Origin of the sequence: Leptothoe kymatousa TAU-MAC 1615 (assembly GCF_018739865.1) — a bacterium.
GTDB lineage: Bacteria > Cyanobacteriota > Cyanobacteriia > Phormidesmidales > Phormidesmidaceae > Leptothoe > Leptothoe kymatousa.
On the sequence record NZ_JADOER010000007.1, the window covers coordinates 68791 to 85570 of the forward strand.

The following is a 16780-nucleotide window of genomic DNA, read 5'->3' on the forward strand; positions in this document are numbered from 1 at the left end:
TCGTGTCTTCCGAAAACGTTAACTCTTAAACTTTCACTCAGCACCAGAAATACAGATTTATTACCGGTACTGCATTTCACGCCAATTTCTGCGTGCAAAGCGACACTTAACTTCCAAGAGAAAAGCAAACACCTCACCCACAGACCATGTAAACACTACTTCTTAGCTGGCTTCTTTTTACCGGCAATAGCTAGGCGCTTACCACGGCGCGTACGGGCATTTGTGCGAGTACGTTGACCACGAACAGGCAAACCTAACCTGTGACGTCGTCCTCTGTAGCAGCCAATGTCCATTAGCCGCTTAATGTTCATACTTTCCCAACGTCTCAGATCACCCTCGATCTGATAGTCGCCTTCTACAACTTCGCGCAATTTGGCGACATCGCTATCTGCCAAATCTTTAACGCGAATATCGGCATTGACCCCAGTCTTTGCCAAAATTTCCTTAGATCGACTAGGACCAATACCGTAGATATAGGTCAAACCAATCTCAATGCGCTTATCCCTGGGTAGGTCAACGCCCGCAATACGTGCCACCGTGCTTTCTCCCTAGCTTATTGTTTTGCAGTCAAACTGCTGCAATTGAACCAATTGCCAATCACTGAATTGAATCGAAATAATCAGTCAAACCTGTTACAGCGCCTAACCCTGACGTTGCTTATGCTTAGGGTTAGAACAAATCACCATTACACGACCGCGCCGACGGATCACCCGGCACTTGTCGCACATCTTCTTGACGGATGCCCGTACTTTCATGCTGAAAATGTAATAAAAATTGCCTACAGAAGTGTAATCGTAGCAAATAGATTCACAAGCAGTCAATTAATTTTCATTGCGAACATTTGATAGCTCGTTATACCTTTGCTAGCCCCCTTTAGCTAAAGGCGCATATGGGCAAGCCACAACAAAAAAGCTGCGGCAATTAATTACCGCAGCTTTGTGTTGTGATTGTTAGCGCTTAGGCCTAATATCCATTAGGCCTAATGGATATTAGGTTAGGCTTCTCGGCGGAGTGCCAGTTCTACTTGCTTAAACTCTTGCTCTAAACGGGTTTTGAGCTTTTGAGGAATGGGACGATTGGGATAGGAACTGTAATGACCAGCCAAGGCATTCAGAGCGGTTTGCATAGTCGCAAACGAACTCAGGCTGGAAGCGGAAGCAGAACGACGATAGCGCGCAGAGAAGGAGTTGATTGTCTGTCTTGCTTGAGAACGCATTTCGGGCAGGTTCGGAGCATCGGCTGGTAAATCAATCACCGTTCTCAACGTCGCAACTACGTCTATAGCATCTTGACGATAGTTACCGCTCAAACCGTCGGCTCCCATCCCATCACCACCGCAGCCGGTGAGGCCTAAAAGCGCCACCAGGGTGAAGGCAAACAAACGAGACAGAATACGTTTCATAAAATCTATATCCCAATTGAAGAGGGTTCCACTTCTGTGTGTATAGCCCATGGGCCACTGTTGTTCATATTATCTGAATGGGGGCCAAGACAGAAATTTTCACTGGAGAGCTGTCTAACTAACCAAACAACTAAGCTGGAAAAATACGCAGTCTGCGGTTAGGTTCATCGCCAAAACTTAAAGACTTCAATCGATAGTGCTCAGCTAGCTCATGCTGCATCTTGCGAATTTTGGCGGAGCGAGGCAATAGCTCTACGGGTTGACCTTTGGGGATCACAATCTGTTCGACCGCCAATCTAGCTTCTTCCAACGCTTCCAGCTCATCATCTGCACCTTGACGCGTAAACAGAGATAGATCGATGGCTTCGGCCTGGTCTCGCGGATCAATATCTAACAACCGCTGAAGAGCTCTGGTAATTTGCGGAATGGTATTGGACTTGACGGTGTAGATCGGCAGCTGACGTGATTTAGCGATGGTTTTGAGTTTGGAGTGATTGCGCACGTGCGATCGCAGTGCCAAAACAGCCTCCGCAACACTTAGCTCTTTAGTCACAGACACCGGGAGCTTCAAGGTATCAATCACATGATGTAACTGCTCCCGACTGATCCCATAGGGGTAAATGGGCACCAAATCCTCACCATTAGGCCCTACAGGCGTAGACAGTTCTAAATCTGACGTATCTAACTGCTGATCTAACAGAGCTTGAAAGTCATCTGTTGCAGCCGGAGCACTCGTCAAAGAGGTTGGCCCCGTCAAGGTGCCAGCTAAAGGAGCTGCTGTCTGCACTGGCTTCATATGCCCGGCTTCTCGCCACCCTCGCTTTGCAGGCCGTCTGGCCGTTGTACGACGCTGACTCGGCACCTCAGGTAGCTCATGGGTAATCAAAACCTTGCCATTTTCGCCCACGGTGCGAATTTGAGTTTCAGGCAACCGCCTCCTTAACAAGTGATCCACCGTAGTCGAAACATCCTCATGGACCACCCATCGCTGCCGCTCTAGCATTTCAATAGCCATATCAAACGTAGGCGGAGCTTTGCGCTCGAGCACACTCTTCTGACTCCCACGGCGGCGAGCCTCATCATCTCCTAGGGTCACCGTCTGAATGCCCCCCACCAGGTCAGCTAATGTGGGGTTTTTAATCAAGTTTTCCAATTGATTACCGTGGGCAGTGCCGACCAATTGCACGCCCCGCTCAGCAATCGTACGCGCTGCTAACGCCTCTAATTCAGTGCCAATTTCATCAATGATGATCACTTCTGGCGTGTGGTTTTCCACGGCTTCAATCATCACCTGATGCTGGAATTCGGGCTTCGCAACCTGCATCCGGCGAGCACGGCCAATGGCAGGGTGAGGAATATCACCATCCCCGGCAATTTCATTGGACGTATCAATAATCACCACACGTTTGTCAAGATCATCGGCTAATACCCGAGCCATCTCACGCAGGGCAGTGGTTTTCCCCACACCAGGACGGCCCAAAAGCAGAATTGATTTCCCAGATTCCACCAAATCGCGAATCATTTCCACTGTCCCGAAAACAGCACGGCCCACACGACAGGTTAAGCCAATGATGTCTCCAGCTCGATTCCGCATAGCGCTGATGCGATGTAGCGTCTTTTCAATGCCAGCGCGATTATCCCCACCAAACGCTCCTACACGCTCGATGCAATGCTCTAAATCTGCCTTAGAAATCACCTGATCCGATAGATAATCGGCCTTCCCCGGAAAGCGAGCTTCAGGACATCGCCCCAAGTCAAGAATCACTTCGATGAGCTGATGGCGTTGAGGATGATTGCTCAATGGTTGGCTCAACTGAGCAGGCAAAATGCTCAGGAGCTGCTCCAAATCGTCATACCCAGAGGAATTTTTCTCAGACACGTTAGAAGACGTTGAGGGCGGCACAGCTTGATAGTCGTCTGAACGAACCATAGAGTCAGCAATGAAACAGAAAACTTAGCAACGGGAAGCATTTTGTGGCAGCAGGTTGCAGCCAGGTCCCTTAACCGATCAATTCACACCTCAGCCGTCAAGGTGGCAGGGGGGCCGCAGCCACTTGAGAGCTGTAGCCGTAGTGATGCAACGACTGCACAATCTCTGGGCGATGCCGCGCACCTGGTTTAATTTGACCCACAAGGTCACAAGCCACCCCAACTTGCTGCCATAACTTTTCCGGGCAAGTTTCCAAGGGCTCATCACCAACGTCTACCAAGCTACGGGCATAGCTGCCATAGGCAATGCCATGGATCCTTTCAGCGACTGTAGGCACCGCATCAGCCCCGTGCAGATGCTTTAGTAAACCGAGCGATCGCAACTTAGAGACCGTGTAATGATTGGTGCCACCCGCCAATTGAACATAGCCAGGTAAACCAGCCTTTAAAACTTTTTGGGCCAGACGAATCGTAGCGTGGGTGGTCCCCCGTCCAATATCCCCGCTCATCGGGCGACCATCCGTCTGCCAGATCAAACACTTGGGCTTAGGTTCCATGGCTCGATACAAATCCCTCAAATAGTCTGCAACACTTACATCACAGACATCGCTTTCGGGGCAACTCACCGCCACCACCTGGAAGTGCGGGATATACCCAGCCAATCGACGCCATAACGCTTGAAATTCGGCCTGTCGACCCACACGAGTATGAATTTCAACGGCATCAACATGGGGTACCAAATCAGGCAGCACTGCATCCACAGAAACCTGAAACGCATGTTCTTCCAAAGCACCATGGGGGCAAACGGGCAAACAACGACCGCACCCGTAGCAACGCTCTGGCAAGACCCCCAACCGACCTTCCCGAAGTTGCGCTAAGGGTAAAATTGCCTCAGCGGGGCAGACCTGCTCACACGGTCTTAAACAATCGCTTGGGCATTGCCGCACATCAAACCAAGCCTTGCGAAAATGAGGGTCTTGCCCGTCATTAAAACTCACCATCAGCAAAGGGGCAGCTCGTTTGAGCAAGCCCCTTGAGGCAGCAATACCCCGACGAGCCGCACGCACAATGGCCAGGTCAGCAGCAACGTCAATACAATCCACACCAGCCAAGCTATAAACCAGGGCTAAATTTCGCACCCGCGGAATATCTTGATAGCTAGCGCCACAAATAAGCTTGAACCATTGCCCTAACCTGAGGGATCTAACAGAATCGTGAGGAATAGTCACCCACCTATACTTTCGCCAATAGAGCCAGCAAATAACTGAGTCTAAAACTTTATTTATTATAGAACAGATGTTCTTGGCCGGTGGCCATTAGGCAGACTGAACAGAGTCCTTCAGTGGAAACCATTTGAAGACGCGCTCCCCACCCAGTTCAACCACAACCTTGATCCGAGTATCTGCCTCGCATAGGGCCACCAAATAAGCCAACTCCTGGCTAGACAGAATATGGCCTTCAATCAACCACAGAACAATACCTTTCATGCCAGGGGCCATGCGCTCTAACCGATAATCAAGCACCGGCGGCACAAAATAACGATCCCCGACCGCTGCTTGGCCATTGCTCTTCTTACCGAGATGGGGTGGCCGAACACCATGCACATCGCGCAGGTAGGCCGACAAATCCCCTAACCCACGAGCACTGAGATGCAGACTCTCATAACCAGTGGCTCGCATACGTCGCTGATAGCGACCTTCAAAACCGCCTTCTAAAGGCACCCGCACAGCTAATGCGCCATTACTTTCTAAGTCGCGAACAAATCGATTGCCGAGTACAAGTAATCCCATAGACCTATGCGAACAGCGCCATAACTAACTCATTCACTAAATATAGTAATGCCGTTATCAGCCACCTCCTATAAAAAAGCAAAGAATTAATTGAACGAAGTTACTCCTCTTCGGGGTACTGTCCTCCAAAAGCCGTCCAAAAATCGTCAAGATATGGCCCGTCACTAAATCTACGCAAGCACATCAAACGGACCAAGCCCAATGTGTAGGTGCTTCTACGTTAGCCAGGGCACGAATGCACTACTCGAAAAATCAAGCTAAAAGTTATTTTCAAAAAACAATGGACAATCGCAACGAATCTCTGTAGGATTAGAGACCGTTGCTAATTTAGAAACTGAGCAATTTGCTTAAGTCTAAGGCATCGAATTGGGCTCAAAAGGATTAGCCACAGTTGCATAGATATTTCAACTGCAACGTGCACCCTAGCCATTTCAGTGAAGTATTCAATCAAATACGGTTGAATTTCCAGAGAATCATGGGATCTTGTGTTCTGGTTTCTCTGGGTTCTTGCTCCCGCTGTGAAAAAACAAGGAGCAAAAATTGCTGGCTGTCTATTTAGTTAGCAATTGACGTTAGTTGGAGATTGATTGTGTCTGTCGGTATTCTCGGGACAAAGCTGGGAATGACTCAGGTGTTTGATGACGATGGCAACGCTGTGCCAGTTACAGTCATTCAAGCCGGTCCCTGTGTTGTTACTCAAGTCAAAACACAGCAAACCGATGGCTACTGCGCCGTGCAGATTGGCTATCAGGAAGTAGCAGAAAAATCATTGAATAAGCCGAAATTGGGTCACCTAAAGAAGTCAGGTGCGCCTAATTTGCGTCATTTACGCGAGTATCGCCTGGATGACAGTTCATCATTTGAACTCGGTCAAACCTTAGCAGCGGACATCTTCGAAGCCGGGCAATTGGTAGATGTCTCCGGTAAGAGCATTGGTAAAGGGTTTTCGGGCAACCAAAAGCGTCACAACTTTAAGCGGGGTCCTATGACCCACGGTTCCAAAAACCACCGTCTTCCAGGTTCAATCGGTCCAGGAACCACTCCAGGCCGTGTTTATCCTGGCAAGAAAATGGCAGGGCAACTGGGTAATGTGCAAGTCACAGTACGCAAGTTATCGGTTGTCAAAGTTGACAGCGATCGCAACGTCTTATTGGTGAAAGGCGCTGTCCCTGGAAAACCAGGCGCATTGTTAAATATTGCCCCTGCAAATATTGTTGGCAATAAAAAGAAGTAAGGGGGCGAAACACTCATCATGGTTGATTGCGTAGTAAAAGATTGGCAAGGCTCTGATTCAGGCACTGCAACCCTGGATCTAAAAGTCGCTCAGGAAGATAACGCTGCTCACATTGTGCACCGGGCAATTCTGCGCCAAATGCATAATTCTCGTCAGGGCACGCTTTCGTCCAAGACACGTTCCGAAGTGCGCGGTGGTGGACGTAAACCTTGGCGTCAGAAAGGCACTGGTCGTGCACGCGCTGGTTCGAATCGTTCTCCTCTATGGCGTGGTGGTGGTGTCATCTTTGGCCCCAAACCCCGCGATTTCGAGATCAAAATGAACCGCAAGGAGCGTCGTCTAGCTCTTCGCACAGCATTTCAGAGCAGAGTTGATGACATGGTCGTCGTTCAAGACTTTGCAGACCAGTTGTCAGAACCCAAAACAAAAGAGGTTCTTTCAGCCATGGAACGTTGGGGCATCGAATCAGGCAATAAGGTTTTGATGATCGTAGCCGAGAAGAACGAAACTGTTTATCGTTCCGTACGCAATGTAGAAAAGATCAAACTCATTTTGGCTACAAACCTCAATGCATACGACATTGTGCTAGCCGATAAGTTAGTAGTCACAGCTGCAGCTCTAGAGAAAATCCAGGAGGTATACAGTGCCTAAAGCAATTGACTCCAGAGATTTACCAGATATTGTGCGTCGGCCTATCATCACCGAAAAAGCAACGTTGAATCTGGAAAATAACCAATACACGTTTGATGTTGCACCTAAAGCAACCAAACCGGAAATAAAGGCAGCTGTTGAAGCTTTATTCGAGGTCAAGGTTACTGGTATTAGCACCATGAACCCACCTCGTAAAAAGAAGCGTCTTGGTCGATTCATCGGTTATAAGGCTACATACAAGAGAGCGGTTGTAACCCTTGCTGAGGGAGATAGCATTCCCCTCTTCCCAGATGTCTAATAACGGCCTTAGCACTAATTATAAGTTTGCAGATTAAATCATGGGAATTCGTACTTATCGGCCTCTAACTCCAGGAACTCGTGAGCGCAGTGTTTCTGACTTTTCAGAAATCACTCGGAGTAAGCCGGAAAAGAAACTAACGCGCTCGATTCACCGTCCTAAAGGCAGAAATAATCGTGGTGTAATCACCTGCCGTCATCGCGGAGGTGGACACAAACGGCTTTATCGCATTATCGACTTTAAGCGTGATAAGCGAGAAATGACCGCTGAAGTACTGTCGGTTGAATACGATCCCAATAGAAATGCTCGTATTTCATTGGTTCAGTACGAAGACGGGGAAAAGCGATACATCCTTCACCCAGTTGGATTAGCTGTAGGTTCAAGCATTATTGCTAGTCCTGAGGCACCTTTGGAAGTAGGTAATGCATTACCTCTACATAAGATGCCCCTGGGTACTTCAGTCCATAATGTTGAGCTATATCCAGGGAGAGGGGGACAAATTGTTCGTGCCGCTGGAGCCTCTGCACAGGTTATGGCGAAAGAAGGCGGGTATGTCACCCTTAAACTACCTTCTAGTGAAGTTCGCATGGTACGCCGTGAGTGCTATGCCACCATTGGGCAAGTGGGCAACGTCGAAGCTCGCAACGTCACCCTTGGTAAAGCTGGACGCAAACGCTGGCTAGGAAGACGTCCCGAGGTTCGCGGTAGTGTAATGAACCCGGTTGACCACCCCCACGGTGGTGGTGAAGGTCGTGCTCCTATTGGCCGTAGCGGGCCGGTAACGCCTTGGGGTAAGCCAGCGCTGGGTTACAAGACACGCGACAAGAAAAAATCCAGTTCATCGCTTATTGTTCGTCGTCGCCGTCGTTCCTCCAAACGTGGTCGTGGTGGTCGCGATTCATAACGCTGCAATGTAGCGGTGATGCTCTGAAAAATCCTTGTTATTCATCCAATTGTTTTTAGACTGGCGCAATTATGGCTCGCTCTCTCAAAAAAGGTCCTTTTGTTGCAGATCATCTGCTCAAAAAGATTGAAAAACTCAATGCAAAAGGAGACAAGCAGGTTATCAAAACCTGGTCTCGTGCTTCAACAATCATTCCACAGATGATTGGTCACACTATTGCGGTTCACAATGGCCGTCAGCATGTTCCCGTATATGTCAGCGAACAAATGGTGGGTCATAAACTCGGTGAGTTTGCTCCCACCCGCACGTTCCGAGGGCATGTCAAAAGTGATAAAAAAGCGAGACGTTAGGGAGGTTTGTCATGGTTGAAATTGATAGTAGTAATCAGGTCAAGTCTGTCGCTCGCTACATTCGTATGTCACCCCATAAGGTGCGCCGAGTGCTTGACCAAATTCGTGGCCTCTCGTATAGAGAAGCATTGATCATTCTTGAATTTATGCCATACAGAGCCTGTGAACCTATTTTGAAGGTTCTGCGCTCTGCCGTTGCCAATGCAGAACATAACAATGGCATGGATCCAGTGGACCTATACATCAGTGAGGCTTTTGCTGATCAAGGTCCCGTATTAAAGCGTTTCCGCCCTCGTGCCCAAGGCCGTGCTTACCAAATCCGGAAGCCGACTTGTCACATTACTATCGCTGTTGCGCCTGGCTCCCCTAGCTAGAGCAAAATTTGTCACTGTTAACTCTGTATAAGGTAGAAGTCTGTGGGACAGAAAATTCACCCAATTGGATTCCGGCTTGGCATTACCAAGGAACATGCTTCCTGTTGGTATGCCGATTCAAGGCAATATCCTGGCCAATTGCAGGAAGATCATACTATTCGCCAGTTCATTGAAAAGACCCTCAACAATGCCGGCATTTCTGATATCAAAATTGCCCGTAAGGCTGACCAAATTGATTTAGAAGTACATACGGCTCGCCCGGGTGTGGTGGTTGGCCGCGGTGGAACCGGCATTGAATCGTTGCGGGCCGGATTACAAAAGAAACTGAAGGATAATACGCGTCAGATTCGCATCAACGTGATTGAGGTTGCCCGCGTTGATGCAGAAGCTGCCCTAATTGGCGAGTACATTACTCAACAGTTGGAACGCCGCGTCTCTTTCCGTCGTGTAGTACGACAAACTATTCAGCGAGCTCAGCGAGCCGGTGTTGAAGGGATCAAAATTCAGGTTAGCGGTCGTCTAAATGGCGCTGAGATTGCGCGAACTGAATGGACTCGTGAGGGTCGCGTACCTCTCCATACACTGCGAGCCAACATTGATTATGCATACAAGACCGCACAAACTACCTATGGAATTTTAGGTATCAAGGTCTGGGTATTCAAGGGAGAGATCATCCCAGGGCAGGAAGAAAAGCCTCAACCTGCAAATAATCAACCACGTCGTCGGCAACCACGTCGTCGGCAGCAGTTCGAGGATCGCTCCAACGACTCTTAATTCTGATCTGTCTGTAGCTATTTAGCCTGTTTAAGCACCATGCTGAGCCCTAGAAGAACAAAATTTCGTAAGCAGCATCGCGGCCGAATGCGCGGTATGGCCCACAAGGGTAGCACCATTACCTTTGGTGACTACGCTCTGCAAGCCACCGAATGCTCATGGATGACATCCCGCCAAATTGAAGCGGCTCGTCGTGCCATGACCCGATATGTAAAACGTGGCGGAAAAATCTGGATCCGCGTATTTCCCGATAAGCCTGTGACTATGCGTCCTGCCGAAACCCGTATGGGTTCTGGTAAAGGTAACCCTGAATTTTGGGTCGCTGTCATTAAACCAGGCCGGGTAGTTTTTGAAATTACAGGTGTTCCTGAAGAAATTGCACGTGAGGCGATGCGCTTAGCTTCCTTCAAGTTGCCATTCAAAACTAAGTTCATCGCTCGCGAAGGATTGGAGGACTAAGCAATGGCACTTTCTAAGGCAAAAGACCTAAGAAAGCTAAGTGATGATGAGCTTTCTACCGAGATTTCTAGTTTGAAGCGAGAACTGTTTGATCTACGTTTCAATTTGGCCACTCGCCGGATGGAAACCGGGTTTCATCAGTTCAAGCATGCTCGTCGCAAACTTGCGCAACTAATGACTATCGAGCGTGAGCGCCAGCTCAAAGCTAGTGTGGCCAGTAATAGTGAAGATACAGTAGCAAGTGGCGAGGAGTAGTAAATAGCTATGGCAGCGAAGGAATTAACAGGACGCGTTGTTAGCGACAAAATGGACAAAACAGTCGTTGTGGCTGTTGAGAATCGTGTACCCCATTCTAAGTATCAAAAAATCGTTGTTCGTACTAAAAAGTACAAAGCGCACGATGATACCAATGAGTGCAAGGCCGGGGATATTGTTCGTATCCGCGAAACCCGACCTCTAAGTCGCACAAAGTGCTGGGTTGTTGCCGATATTTTAGGTCGTTCTGAGAAAGTGTAAGGGAACCAACCAATGATTCAGCAGGAAACATATTTAAATGTAGCGGACAACAGTGGTGCACGTAAGTTGATGTGTATTCGTGTCCTGGGTGGAAATCGCCGCTACGCTAGCGTAGGTGACGTGATTATCGCAGTTGTAAAAGATGCGTTACCCAACATGGCTGTGAAAAAGTCAGATGTTGTGCGCGCTGTTGTCGTACGAACCAAGAAAAATCTTCGTCGCAGCAGTGGCATGAGTATCCGTTTTGATGACAACGCAGCTGTGTTGATTAACCCCGACAATAATCCCAAAGGCACACGTGTTTTTGGGCCAGTAGCTCGTGAGCTAAGAGACCGAAACTTTACCAAAATCGTTTCATTGGCACCGGAGGTATTGTAAGTAGTGGCTAGTAAAGATCCTGTGCGTCACAAGATGCACATCAAAAAGGGTGACACTGTACAAGTTATCACCGGCAGAGATAAGGGCAAAGTCGGTGAAGTTACAGATGTTTTGCCTAAGAAAAGTCAGGTAGTTGTGGAAGGCGTTAATATTCGCACAAAGCACGTTAAGCCTAGACAAGAAGGTGAATCAGGCCAAATTGTTACATCCGAATTCCCTATTCATAGTTCGAATGTAATGCTTTATTCCAAAAAGGAAAAAGTAGCTAGTCGTGTTGGTCATACCTTCACAGACGACGGCCGTAAAGTTCGCATCTTGAAAAAGACAGGCGAAATCATTGATTAGACAAACCGTTGTCCCTGACCAAGCCCAGGGAAAGGAAAGAAAACATGGCCGAACAGCTCAAAGATTTTTATAACACTAAAGTTGTTCCCAAGCTTATGGAACAGTTTGAGTATCAAAACGTACACGAAGTACCGAAAGTGCTCAAAGTTACTGTCAACCGTGGCTTAGGGGAAGCATCCCAAAATGCGAAGGCATTAGAGGCCTCGGTGAGCGAGGTGGGTGTAATTACGGGTCAGCGACCTGTCATCACACGCGCAAAGAAAGCGATTGCTGGATTTAAGATCCGTCAGGGCATGCCAGTAGGCGTTATGGTTACTCTTCGCGCAGAGCGAATGTACGCATTCCTAAATCGCTTAATCAATTTAGTACTGCCTCGTATCCGAGATTTTCGAGGGGTAAGTCCTAAAAGTTTTGATGGTCGCGGCAACTATACCTTGGGATTACGAGAGCAGTTAATTTTTCCTGAAGTTGACTACGACAGTGTCGATCAAGTTCGGGGTATGGACATCACAATTGTCACTACTGCCAAGACAGACGAGGAAGGGCGGGCCCTTCTGAAAGAACTAGGAATGCCGTTCCGGGATAGCTAAGGTTTATACGAGAGAGAAATATGGCGTCTAACGATACGATTTCAGACATGCTGACGCGCATCCGAAATGCAAATCTTGCGCGGCATAGGACTGTCCAAATTCCATCTACCAAAGTTACCCGCAATATTGCAAAGGTGCTTCAGGAAGAAGGGTTTATTGGAGACACTGACGAGTCAACTGAAGGTGTCGCTCAAATGATTACTGTGAAGCTGAAGTATAAAGGCAAAACTCAGCAGCCTATTATCCGTAACTTAACTCGGGTTAGTAAGCCAGGTTTGCGCGTTTATTCCAGCTGTAAGGACCTACCTCGGGTATTAGGAGGTATTGGCGTTGCTATCGTTTCTACTTCGAGTGGCATTATGTCCGATAGGGATGCCAGAACTAAAGGAGTAGGAGGCGAGGTTCTCTGTTACGTCTGGTAATACATTTGTGTTTGTACTAGTTGTTTTCAAAGCCGTTTCTGGCTGTTAGGGAAGGATTCAAAATGTCTCGGATTGGTAAAAAGCCAGTGCCTGTCCCCTCAGGTGTAACCGTGTCTATTGATAGTCAATCGGTGATTGTTAAGGGGCCCAAGGGAGAGCTATCTCGCACATTGCCTGCGCAAGTGAGTGTTGCCCAAGATGGGGAAAAGATTGTTATAACTCGCCAGGATGATTCACGTCCGTCACGGGCTTATCATGGCTTGTCTCGCACCTTAATTGCCAATATGATTGAGGGCGTTTCTAAGGGGTTTGAAAAACGCCTTGAGATTAAAGGTGTAGGTTATCGTGCTGCGGTTAAGGGTAAAACTTTAACTATGAATCTGGGCTATAGCCATCCCGTTGAGTTCGAACCACCAGCCGGCATCGACTTTAAAGTCGAAAGCAACACTAATGTAATTATTAGTGGAATTGATAAGGAATTGGTTGGCACTATTGCCGCAAAGATTCGCGATGCGCGGCCGCCTGAACCTTATAAGGGTAAGGGCGTACGCTATCTCGGTGAGATGGTTAGACGTAAGGCTGGTAAGGCAGGGAAATAATTGACATGAAAGCTACACGTAAGCAATCTACCCAACGTCGCCACTCACGCATTCGTCGCCGGATCAAAGGCACTGCTGATCGGCCTAGATTAGCTGTCTATCGTTCCAATAACCATATATATGCTCAGGTTATTGATGATTATAAGCATCACACTTTAGCAGCTGCATCTACATTAGATGCGGACATCAAAGATGATGCTAGTGGAGCTACTAAGGATGCGTCCGCTAAGGTTGGTAAGCTAGTTGCTGAGCGCTCTTTAGAAAAGGGCATTAAGCAAGTGGTCTTCGACCGCGGCGGTAATTTATATCACGGTCGAGTTGCAGCTTTAGCAGAAGCGGCTCGCGAAGCTGGTCTGGATTTCTAGGACTTTTTAAAAGGTTTAAATCATGGCAAAAGAGCGTCGTAAAGGTAATAAGGGCAAAGAGAAAGATTCAGAATGGCAGGAACGTGTGGTGCAAATCCGCCGCGTTACCAAAGTTGTGAAAGGTGGTAAAAAGCTGAGCTTCCGAGCCATCGTGGTTATTGGCAATGAGAAAGGCCAGGTGGGTGTAGGCGTTGGCAAAGCTAGCGATGTTATTGGTGCCGTGAAGAAAGGCGTAGCCGATGGCAAAAAGAACCTGGTGGATGTACCGTTAACGAAATCCTATTCATTACCTCATCCTTCAACGGGTGAAGCCGGTGGTGCAAGAGTATTTATGCGTCCTGCAGCTCCTGGTACTGGTGTAATTGCTGGTGGTGCTGTCCGTACAGTCCTTGAATTGGCAGGCGTCCGAAATGTCTTAGCTAAGCAGCTAGGTTCGGGCAATCAACTCAACAATGCACGCGCAGCTGCAGATGCATTGGCTGCATTGAGAACCTTCTCTGAAGTAGCCAAAGAGCGAGGGGTGTCGCTCGAGAAGCTTTACGCTTAGGTTGGAAATAAAGGAATTTATTGGATTTAGAAAAATGAGATTAGAGGATGCTCAACCTAAAGCTGGTTCACGCCGCCGTCGTCGTCGTGTAGGTAGAGGTATTGCGGCAGGTCAAGGTGCCACCTGTGGCTTTGGAATGCGTGGCCAAAAGTCCCGTTCAGGTCGGCCTACACGCCCTGGCTTTGAGGGTGGTCAGCTTCCTTTATATCGCCGAATTCCGAAGCTTAAGCACTTTCCCATTGTTAATCAGAAAGTCTATACGGTTCTGAATGTTGCACGTTTGGCTGAATTGCCTGCGGGCACAGAAGTGACGTTAGAATCCTTAATGGAAGTAGGCATTATTACGTCTAACGATGGTCCCCTCAAGGTATTGGGCGATGGTGATGTTGCGGTTGCTTTAACTGTGAAGGCTGCTGCATTTACCAATAGTGCAAAATCTAAGATCGAGGCTGCTGGCGGCACCTGTGAAATCGTTGCATAAGCCTCTAAAATAAGTTTACGTATCGTAGCTGTACTTTGGGTTTTCGCCTGGGTGCAGCTTGTGTTTAATGAGAATTTAAAACTATGGTCGTCAGTCGAGGAAAGACACCCAGTGCTCAGGAAACCTTTTTGCAGATGGCTCAAGCAGCCGGTCTGCGTGGACGAATATTGGTGACCCTTGGCTTATTAGTGCTGGTGCGCCTGGGCATGTATATACCGGTACCTGGTATTGATCGTGTTGCTTTCTCGCAACAGGTTGATGCTGGAGGGTTACTGGGATTTCTAGACATCTTTGTCGGGGGTGGTTTATCCCTACTGGGAATTTTTGCCCTGGGAATTTTGCCCTATATTAATGCCTCCATCATCATGCAGCTGTTAACGGCTGCAATTCCTCAACTTGAAGACTTACAGAAAAATGAAGGAGAAGCTGGGCGCCGTAAAATTTCTCAGATTACACGGTATGTAGCGATGGGCTGGGCTGTGTTGCAGAGCACTTTGCTGGCTAGCTTTTTGCTTAGCCCTTTTGCCAATCAGCCTGGGATTCCTTTCATTGTGGAAACTGCGATCGCACTCACAGCAGGCTCCATGTTTGTCATGTGGGTAGGCGAGCTCATTACTGAACGCGGTGTAGGCAATGGCGCATCGTTGCTAATTTTCCTAAACATTGTTTCCTCACTCCCTCGCCTGCTAAATAGCGCAGTCATCGTTGCTCAAAACCCTAACTCTACAAGACAAGAGGTGGCGGGCATTGTGGTTGTTAGCCTTGTGTATCTAGCAATGGTCGTGGGTATTGTCTTCGTTCAAGAAGGCATGCGTCGCATTCCTATTGTTTCGGCACGACGTCAGGTTGGGCGCAAGCTCTATCTAGAAAAGAGCAACTATTTGCCCCTACGCCTAAACCAAGGCGGTGTGATGCCAATCATTTTCGCATCCGCAATTCTAGTGCTGCCACTGCAGGCAGCTCCTTACATTGCCAACACCCTGCAAAACCAAGGGGTGTCAGATTTTGTGAATAGTTTCCTGAGTCCAGGATCTCTCCCCTACAATCTGATGTACTTGGTAATGATCTTGTTCTTCAGCTATTTCTATGCATCGCTGGTCGTAGATCCTGAAGATATGTCACGGAACCTCAAAAAAATGGGAGCTAGCATACCAGGCATCCGCCCTGGTAAAGCTACCAGCGATTTCATTGGTAAGGTGTTGAACCGTTTAACCTTCCTTGGTGCGATTTTCTTAGGTGTGGTCGCTGTGGTACCAAGTATGGTGGAAAGTGGTTTACGCGTAACCGTTTTCCAAGGTTTAGGAGCGACGTCTCTGCTAATTCTTGTTGGTGTGGCAATCGACACTGCTAAGCAGATTCAGACCTATGTGATTTCCCAACGTTACGAAGGTATGGTGAAAAAATAGTGATCAGAATCATTTTTTTAGGCCCTCCAGGGGCCGGTAAAGGTACCCAAGCAGCAGTTATTTCCGAGGAATTCAGTGTTCCTCACATTTCAACTGGTGACATTTTGCGTGCAGCAGTTGCGGCTAAAACTGAGCTGGGGCAAAAAGCTGCGACCTACATGGATGCAGGTGAATTGGTTCCGGATGATTTGATTTTGGATCTGATTCGCAATCGCCTAAATGAAGAGGATGCATCTAAGGGCTGGATTTTGGATGGTTTCCCACGCAATGTCAGTCAGGCGAATTTTTTAGATAAGCTTTTGGCTGAAATTAGTCAGCCCTGCGAATGCGTCCTCAATCTTGAAGTGCCTGACGATATTTTAGTATCTAGGCTTTTGGCACGCGGTCGCAAAGATGATAACGAAGATGTTATTCGCAACCGACTGGAAGTTTATCGCCAGCAAACTGAGCCTTTGATTGAATATTTTAGGAATCGTCAACAGCTTGTATCGATTAATGGCCATCAGCCTATGGATGCAGTGGCGGCTGAATTGAAGCAGGTTCTGCAGGCTTAACAGATCCTACCCCTTAGACAGATACTTAGGAACTGATTGATCATATCCAAGGGTATCGTTTGTTACTCTTAGATCATCACCACCAGCGGATGAGCTTACTTCAGTTCGTCCGCTTTGTTTGCACTTTTAATCAAATTGAGGATAGCTAATTGTCTAAGCAAGATTTAATTGAAATGGAAGGGACTGTTACCGAATCTCTTCCTAACGCCATGTTTCGCGTTGATTTGGATAATGGGTTTAATGTACTAGCTCATATTTCTGGTAAGATTCGCCGCAACTACATCAAAATTTTGCCAGGGGATCGCGTTAAAGTTGAGCTCACTCCCTATGACTTAACTAAGGGTCGGATTACTTACCGTTTAAGGAAAAAGTAAATCTTTAAGCTACTTGAAACATACGCTTTTAGCCGCAC

At 47.9% G+C, this 16780-nt stretch carries 27 protein-coding genes; 21 read left to right on the forward strand and 6 right to left on the reverse strand.

All coding sequences use genetic code 11. The features are described from left to right. Positions 1-155: 155 nt before the first annotated feature. The 6 genes from rpsM to ndhN form a co-directional block, all read right to left on the reverse strand. Positions 156-536, reverse strand: a complete 381-nt coding sequence (rpsM, locus tag IXB28_RS08845) for a 30S ribosomal protein S13 (protein ID WP_215618212.1) — start codon at positions 534-536, stop codon at positions 156-158. Between the two features lie 105 nt (positions 537-641). Next, on the reverse strand, positions 642-755 hold the full coding sequence (rpmJ, locus tag IXB28_RS08850) for a 50S ribosomal protein L36 (protein WP_006515920.1): 114 nt from the start codon (positions 753-755) through the stop codon (positions 642-644). A 239-nt stretch (positions 756-994) separates the two neighbouring features. After that, complete coding sequence (gene psb27, locus IXB28_RS08855; protein ID WP_215618213.1) at positions 995-1402, reverse strand: photosystem II protein Psb27; 408 nt, start codon at positions 1400-1402, stop codon at positions 995-997. Between the two features lie 130 nt (positions 1403-1532). Beyond that, complete coding sequence (locus tag IXB28_RS08860) at positions 1533-3332, reverse strand: R3H domain-containing nucleic acid-binding protein (RefSeq protein ID WP_215618214.1); 1800 nt, start codon at positions 3330-3332, stop codon at positions 1533-1535. Between the two features lie 97 nt (positions 3333-3429). Then, a complete protein-coding gene (ldpA, locus tag IXB28_RS08865; protein ID WP_215618215.1) occupies positions 3430-4560 on the reverse strand; it encodes a circadian clock protein LdpA in 1131 nt (376 codons plus the stop codon). Positions 4561-4647: 87 nt separating this feature from the next. Next, on the reverse strand, positions 4648-5121 hold the full coding sequence (gene ndhN, locus IXB28_RS08870; RefSeq protein WP_215618216.1) for an NAD(P)H-quinone oxidoreductase subunit N: 474 nt from the start codon (positions 5119-5121) through the stop codon (positions 4648-4650). Between the two features lie 589 nt (positions 5122-5710). Between ndhN and rplC the strand changes: the two genes are divergently transcribed. The 21 genes from rplC (at position 5711) to infA (ending at position 16742) form a co-directional block, all read left to right on the forward strand. Beyond that, positions 5711-6355 carry a 50S ribosomal protein L3 gene (rplC, locus tag IXB28_RS08875; RefSeq protein WP_215618217.1) on the forward strand — a complete coding sequence of 215 codons (645 nt, stop codon included), beginning with the start codon at positions 5711-5713 and terminating at the stop codon, positions 6353-6355. Positions 6356-6373: 18 nt separating this feature from the next. Further along, a complete protein-coding gene (gene rplD / locus IXB28_RS08880; RefSeq protein WP_215618218.1) occupies positions 6374-7006 on the forward strand; it encodes a 50S ribosomal protein L4 in 633 nt (210 codons plus the stop codon). Next, positions 6999-7304 (forward strand): 50S ribosomal protein L23, encoded by a 306-nt coding sequence (locus IXB28_RS08885; protein ID WP_215618219.1) that lies wholly within the window; start codon positions 6999-7001, stop codon positions 7302-7304. The genes rplD and IXB28_RS08885 overlap by 8 nt, the downstream gene beginning before the upstream one ends. A gap of 40 nt (positions 7305-7344) precedes the next feature. Beyond that, a complete protein-coding gene (gene rplB, locus IXB28_RS08890) occupies positions 7345-8208 on the forward strand; it encodes a 50S ribosomal protein L2 (protein ID WP_215618220.1) in 864 nt (287 codons plus the stop codon). Between the two features lie 71 nt (positions 8209-8279). Beyond that, positions 8280-8558 carry a 30S ribosomal protein S19 gene (gene rpsS / locus IXB28_RS08895; protein ID WP_163661956.1) on the forward strand — a complete coding sequence of 93 codons (279 nt, stop codon included), beginning with the start codon at positions 8280-8282 and terminating at the stop codon, positions 8556-8558. Between the two features lie 11 nt (positions 8559-8569). Then, positions 8570-8932, forward strand: coding sequence for a 50S ribosomal protein L22 (gene rplV / locus IXB28_RS08900; RefSeq protein WP_215618221.1), 363 nt, complete (start codon positions 8570-8572; stop codon positions 8930-8932). Between the two features lie 42 nt (positions 8933-8974). Further along, positions 8975-9706 (forward strand): 30S ribosomal protein S3, encoded by a 732-nt coding sequence (rpsC, locus tag IXB28_RS08905; protein WP_215618222.1) that lies wholly within the window; start codon positions 8975-8977, stop codon positions 9704-9706. A gap of 39 nt (positions 9707-9745) precedes the next feature. Then, positions 9746-10165 (forward strand): 50S ribosomal protein L16, encoded by a 420-nt coding sequence (gene rplP, locus IXB28_RS08910; RefSeq protein ID WP_215618223.1) that lies wholly within the window; start codon positions 9746-9748, stop codon positions 10163-10165. A 3-nt stretch (positions 10166-10168) separates the two neighbouring features. After that, on the forward strand, positions 10169-10420 hold the full coding sequence (gene rpmC / locus IXB28_RS08915) for a 50S ribosomal protein L29 (RefSeq protein WP_215618224.1): 252 nt from the start codon (positions 10169-10171) through the stop codon (positions 10418-10420). 9 nt (positions 10421-10429) lie between these two features. Then, complete coding sequence (gene rpsQ, locus IXB28_RS08920; protein ID WP_215618225.1) at positions 10430-10681, forward strand: 30S ribosomal protein S17; 252 nt, start codon at positions 10430-10432, stop codon at positions 10679-10681. 12 nt (positions 10682-10693) lie between these two features. Then, the gene (gene rplN / locus IXB28_RS08925) at positions 10694-11059 is read left to right on the forward strand and encodes a 50S ribosomal protein L14 (RefSeq protein ID WP_215618226.1); all 366 of its coding nucleotides are present in this window, start codon (positions 10694-10696) and stop codon (positions 11057-11059) included. A 33-nt stretch (positions 11060-11092) separates the two neighbouring features. Continuing rightward, the gene (gene rplX, locus IXB28_RS08930) at positions 11093-11404 is read left to right on the forward strand and encodes a 50S ribosomal protein L24 (protein WP_215618295.1); all 312 of its coding nucleotides are present in this window, start codon (positions 11093-11095) and stop codon (positions 11402-11404) included. A gap of 44 nt (positions 11405-11448) precedes the next feature. Further along, the gene (gene rplE, locus IXB28_RS08935; RefSeq protein ID WP_215618227.1) at positions 11449-11994 is read left to right on the forward strand and encodes a 50S ribosomal protein L5; all 546 of its coding nucleotides are present in this window, start codon (positions 11449-11451) and stop codon (positions 11992-11994) included. Between the two features lie 20 nt (positions 11995-12014). Beyond that, positions 12015-12416: a 30S ribosomal protein S8 gene (gene rpsH / locus IXB28_RS08940; RefSeq protein WP_215618228.1), complete on the forward strand. Its 402-nt coding sequence runs from the start codon at positions 12015-12017 to the stop codon at positions 12414-12416. A gap of 62 nt (positions 12417-12478) precedes the next feature. After that, a complete protein-coding gene (rplF, locus tag IXB28_RS08945) occupies positions 12479-13015 on the forward strand; it encodes a 50S ribosomal protein L6 (protein ID WP_215618229.1) in 537 nt (178 codons plus the stop codon). 5 nt (positions 13016-13020) lie between these two features. Continuing rightward, positions 13021-13380 (forward strand): 50S ribosomal protein L18, encoded by a 360-nt coding sequence (gene rplR / locus IXB28_RS08950; protein ID WP_215618230.1) that lies wholly within the window; start codon positions 13021-13023, stop codon positions 13378-13380. Between the two features lie 22 nt (positions 13381-13402). Then, positions 13403-13927 (forward strand): 30S ribosomal protein S5, encoded by a 525-nt coding sequence (gene rpsE, locus IXB28_RS08955; protein ID WP_215618231.1) that lies wholly within the window; start codon positions 13403-13405, stop codon positions 13925-13927. 34 nt (positions 13928-13961) lie between these two features. After that, on the forward strand, positions 13962-14408 hold the full coding sequence (gene rplO, locus IXB28_RS08960; protein WP_215618232.1) for a 50S ribosomal protein L15: 447 nt from the start codon (positions 13962-13964) through the stop codon (positions 14406-14408). Positions 14409-14491: 83 nt separating this feature from the next. Then, positions 14492-15814 (forward strand): preprotein translocase subunit SecY, encoded by a 1323-nt coding sequence (gene secY, locus IXB28_RS08965; RefSeq protein WP_215618233.1) that lies wholly within the window; start codon positions 14492-14494, stop codon positions 15812-15814. Beyond that, the gene (locus IXB28_RS08970; RefSeq protein WP_215618234.1) at positions 15814-16368 is read left to right on the forward strand and encodes an adenylate kinase; all 555 of its coding nucleotides are present in this window, start codon (positions 15814-15816) and stop codon (positions 16366-16368) included. The genes secY and IXB28_RS08970 overlap by 1 nt, the downstream gene beginning before the upstream one ends. 149 nt (positions 16369-16517) lie before the next feature. Beyond that, positions 16518-16742 carry a translation initiation factor IF-1 gene (gene infA / locus IXB28_RS08975; protein ID WP_006276978.1) on the forward strand — a complete coding sequence of 75 codons (225 nt, stop codon included), beginning with the start codon at positions 16518-16520 and terminating at the stop codon, positions 16740-16742. Positions 16743-16780 lie beyond the last annotated feature (38 nt).

Excerpts from the sequence above, each read along its gene's own strand:
- rpmJ (WP_006515920.1), bottom strand. The coding sequence starts at position 755 with ATGAAAGTACGGGCATCCGTCAAGAAGATGTGCGACAAGTGCCGGGTG.
- psb27 (WP_215618213.1), bottom strand. The coding sequence starts at position 1,402 with ATGAAACGTATTCTGTCTCGTTTGTTTGCCTTCACCCTGGTGGCGCTT.
- IXB28_RS08860 (WP_215618214.1), bottom strand. The coding sequence starts at position 3,332 with ATGGTTCGTTCAGACGACTATCAAGCTGTGCCGCCCTCAACGTCTTCT.
- ndhN (WP_215618216.1), bottom strand. The coding sequence starts at position 5,121 with ATGGGATTACTTGTACTCGGCAATCGATTTGTTCGCGACTTAGAAAGT.
- rplD (WP_215618218.1), top strand. The coding sequence starts at position 6,374 with ATGGTTGATTGCGTAGTAAAAGATTGGCAAGGCTCTGATTCAGGCACT.
- rplB (WP_215618220.1), top strand. The coding sequence starts at position 7,345 with ATGGGAATTCGTACTTATCGGCCTCTAACTCCAGGAACTCGTGAGCGC.
- rpsS (WP_163661956.1), top strand. The coding sequence starts at position 8,280 with ATGGCTCGCTCTCTCAAAAAAGGTCCTTTTGTTGCAGATCATCTGCTC.
- rplV (WP_215618221.1), top strand. The coding sequence starts at position 8,570 with ATGGTTGAAATTGATAGTAGTAATCAGGTCAAGTCTGTCGCTCGCTAC.
- rplP (WP_215618223.1), top strand. The coding sequence starts at position 9,746 with ATGCTGAGCCCTAGAAGAACAAAATTTCGTAAGCAGCATCGCGGCCGA.
- rpmC (WP_215618224.1), top strand. The coding sequence starts at position 10,169 with ATGGCACTTTCTAAGGCAAAAGACCTAAGAAAGCTAAGTGATGATGAG.
- rpsQ (WP_215618225.1), top strand. The coding sequence starts at position 10,430 with ATGGCAGCGAAGGAATTAACAGGACGCGTTGTTAGCGACAAAATGGAC.
- rplN (WP_215618226.1), top strand. The coding sequence starts at position 10,694 with ATGATTCAGCAGGAAACATATTTAAATGTAGCGGACAACAGTGGTGCA.
- rplX (WP_215618295.1), top strand. The coding sequence starts at position 11,093 with ATGCACATCAAAAAGGGTGACACTGTACAAGTTATCACCGGCAGAGAT.
- rplE (WP_215618227.1), top strand. The coding sequence starts at position 11,449 with ATGGCCGAACAGCTCAAAGATTTTTATAACACTAAAGTTGTTCCCAAG.
- rpsH (WP_215618228.1), top strand. The coding sequence starts at position 12,015 with ATGGCGTCTAACGATACGATTTCAGACATGCTGACGCGCATCCGAAAT.
- rplF (WP_215618229.1), top strand. The coding sequence starts at position 12,479 with ATGTCTCGGATTGGTAAAAAGCCAGTGCCTGTCCCCTCAGGTGTAACC.
- rplR (WP_215618230.1), top strand. The coding sequence starts at position 13,021 with ATGAAAGCTACACGTAAGCAATCTACCCAACGTCGCCACTCACGCATT.
- rpsE (WP_215618231.1), top strand. The coding sequence starts at position 13,403 with ATGGCAAAAGAGCGTCGTAAAGGTAATAAGGGCAAAGAGAAAGATTCA.
- rplO (WP_215618232.1), top strand. The coding sequence starts at position 13,962 with ATGAGATTAGAGGATGCTCAACCTAAAGCTGGTTCACGCCGCCGTCGT.
- secY (WP_215618233.1), top strand. The coding sequence starts at position 14,492 with ATGGTCGTCAGTCGAGGAAAGACACCCAGTGCTCAGGAAACCTTTTTG.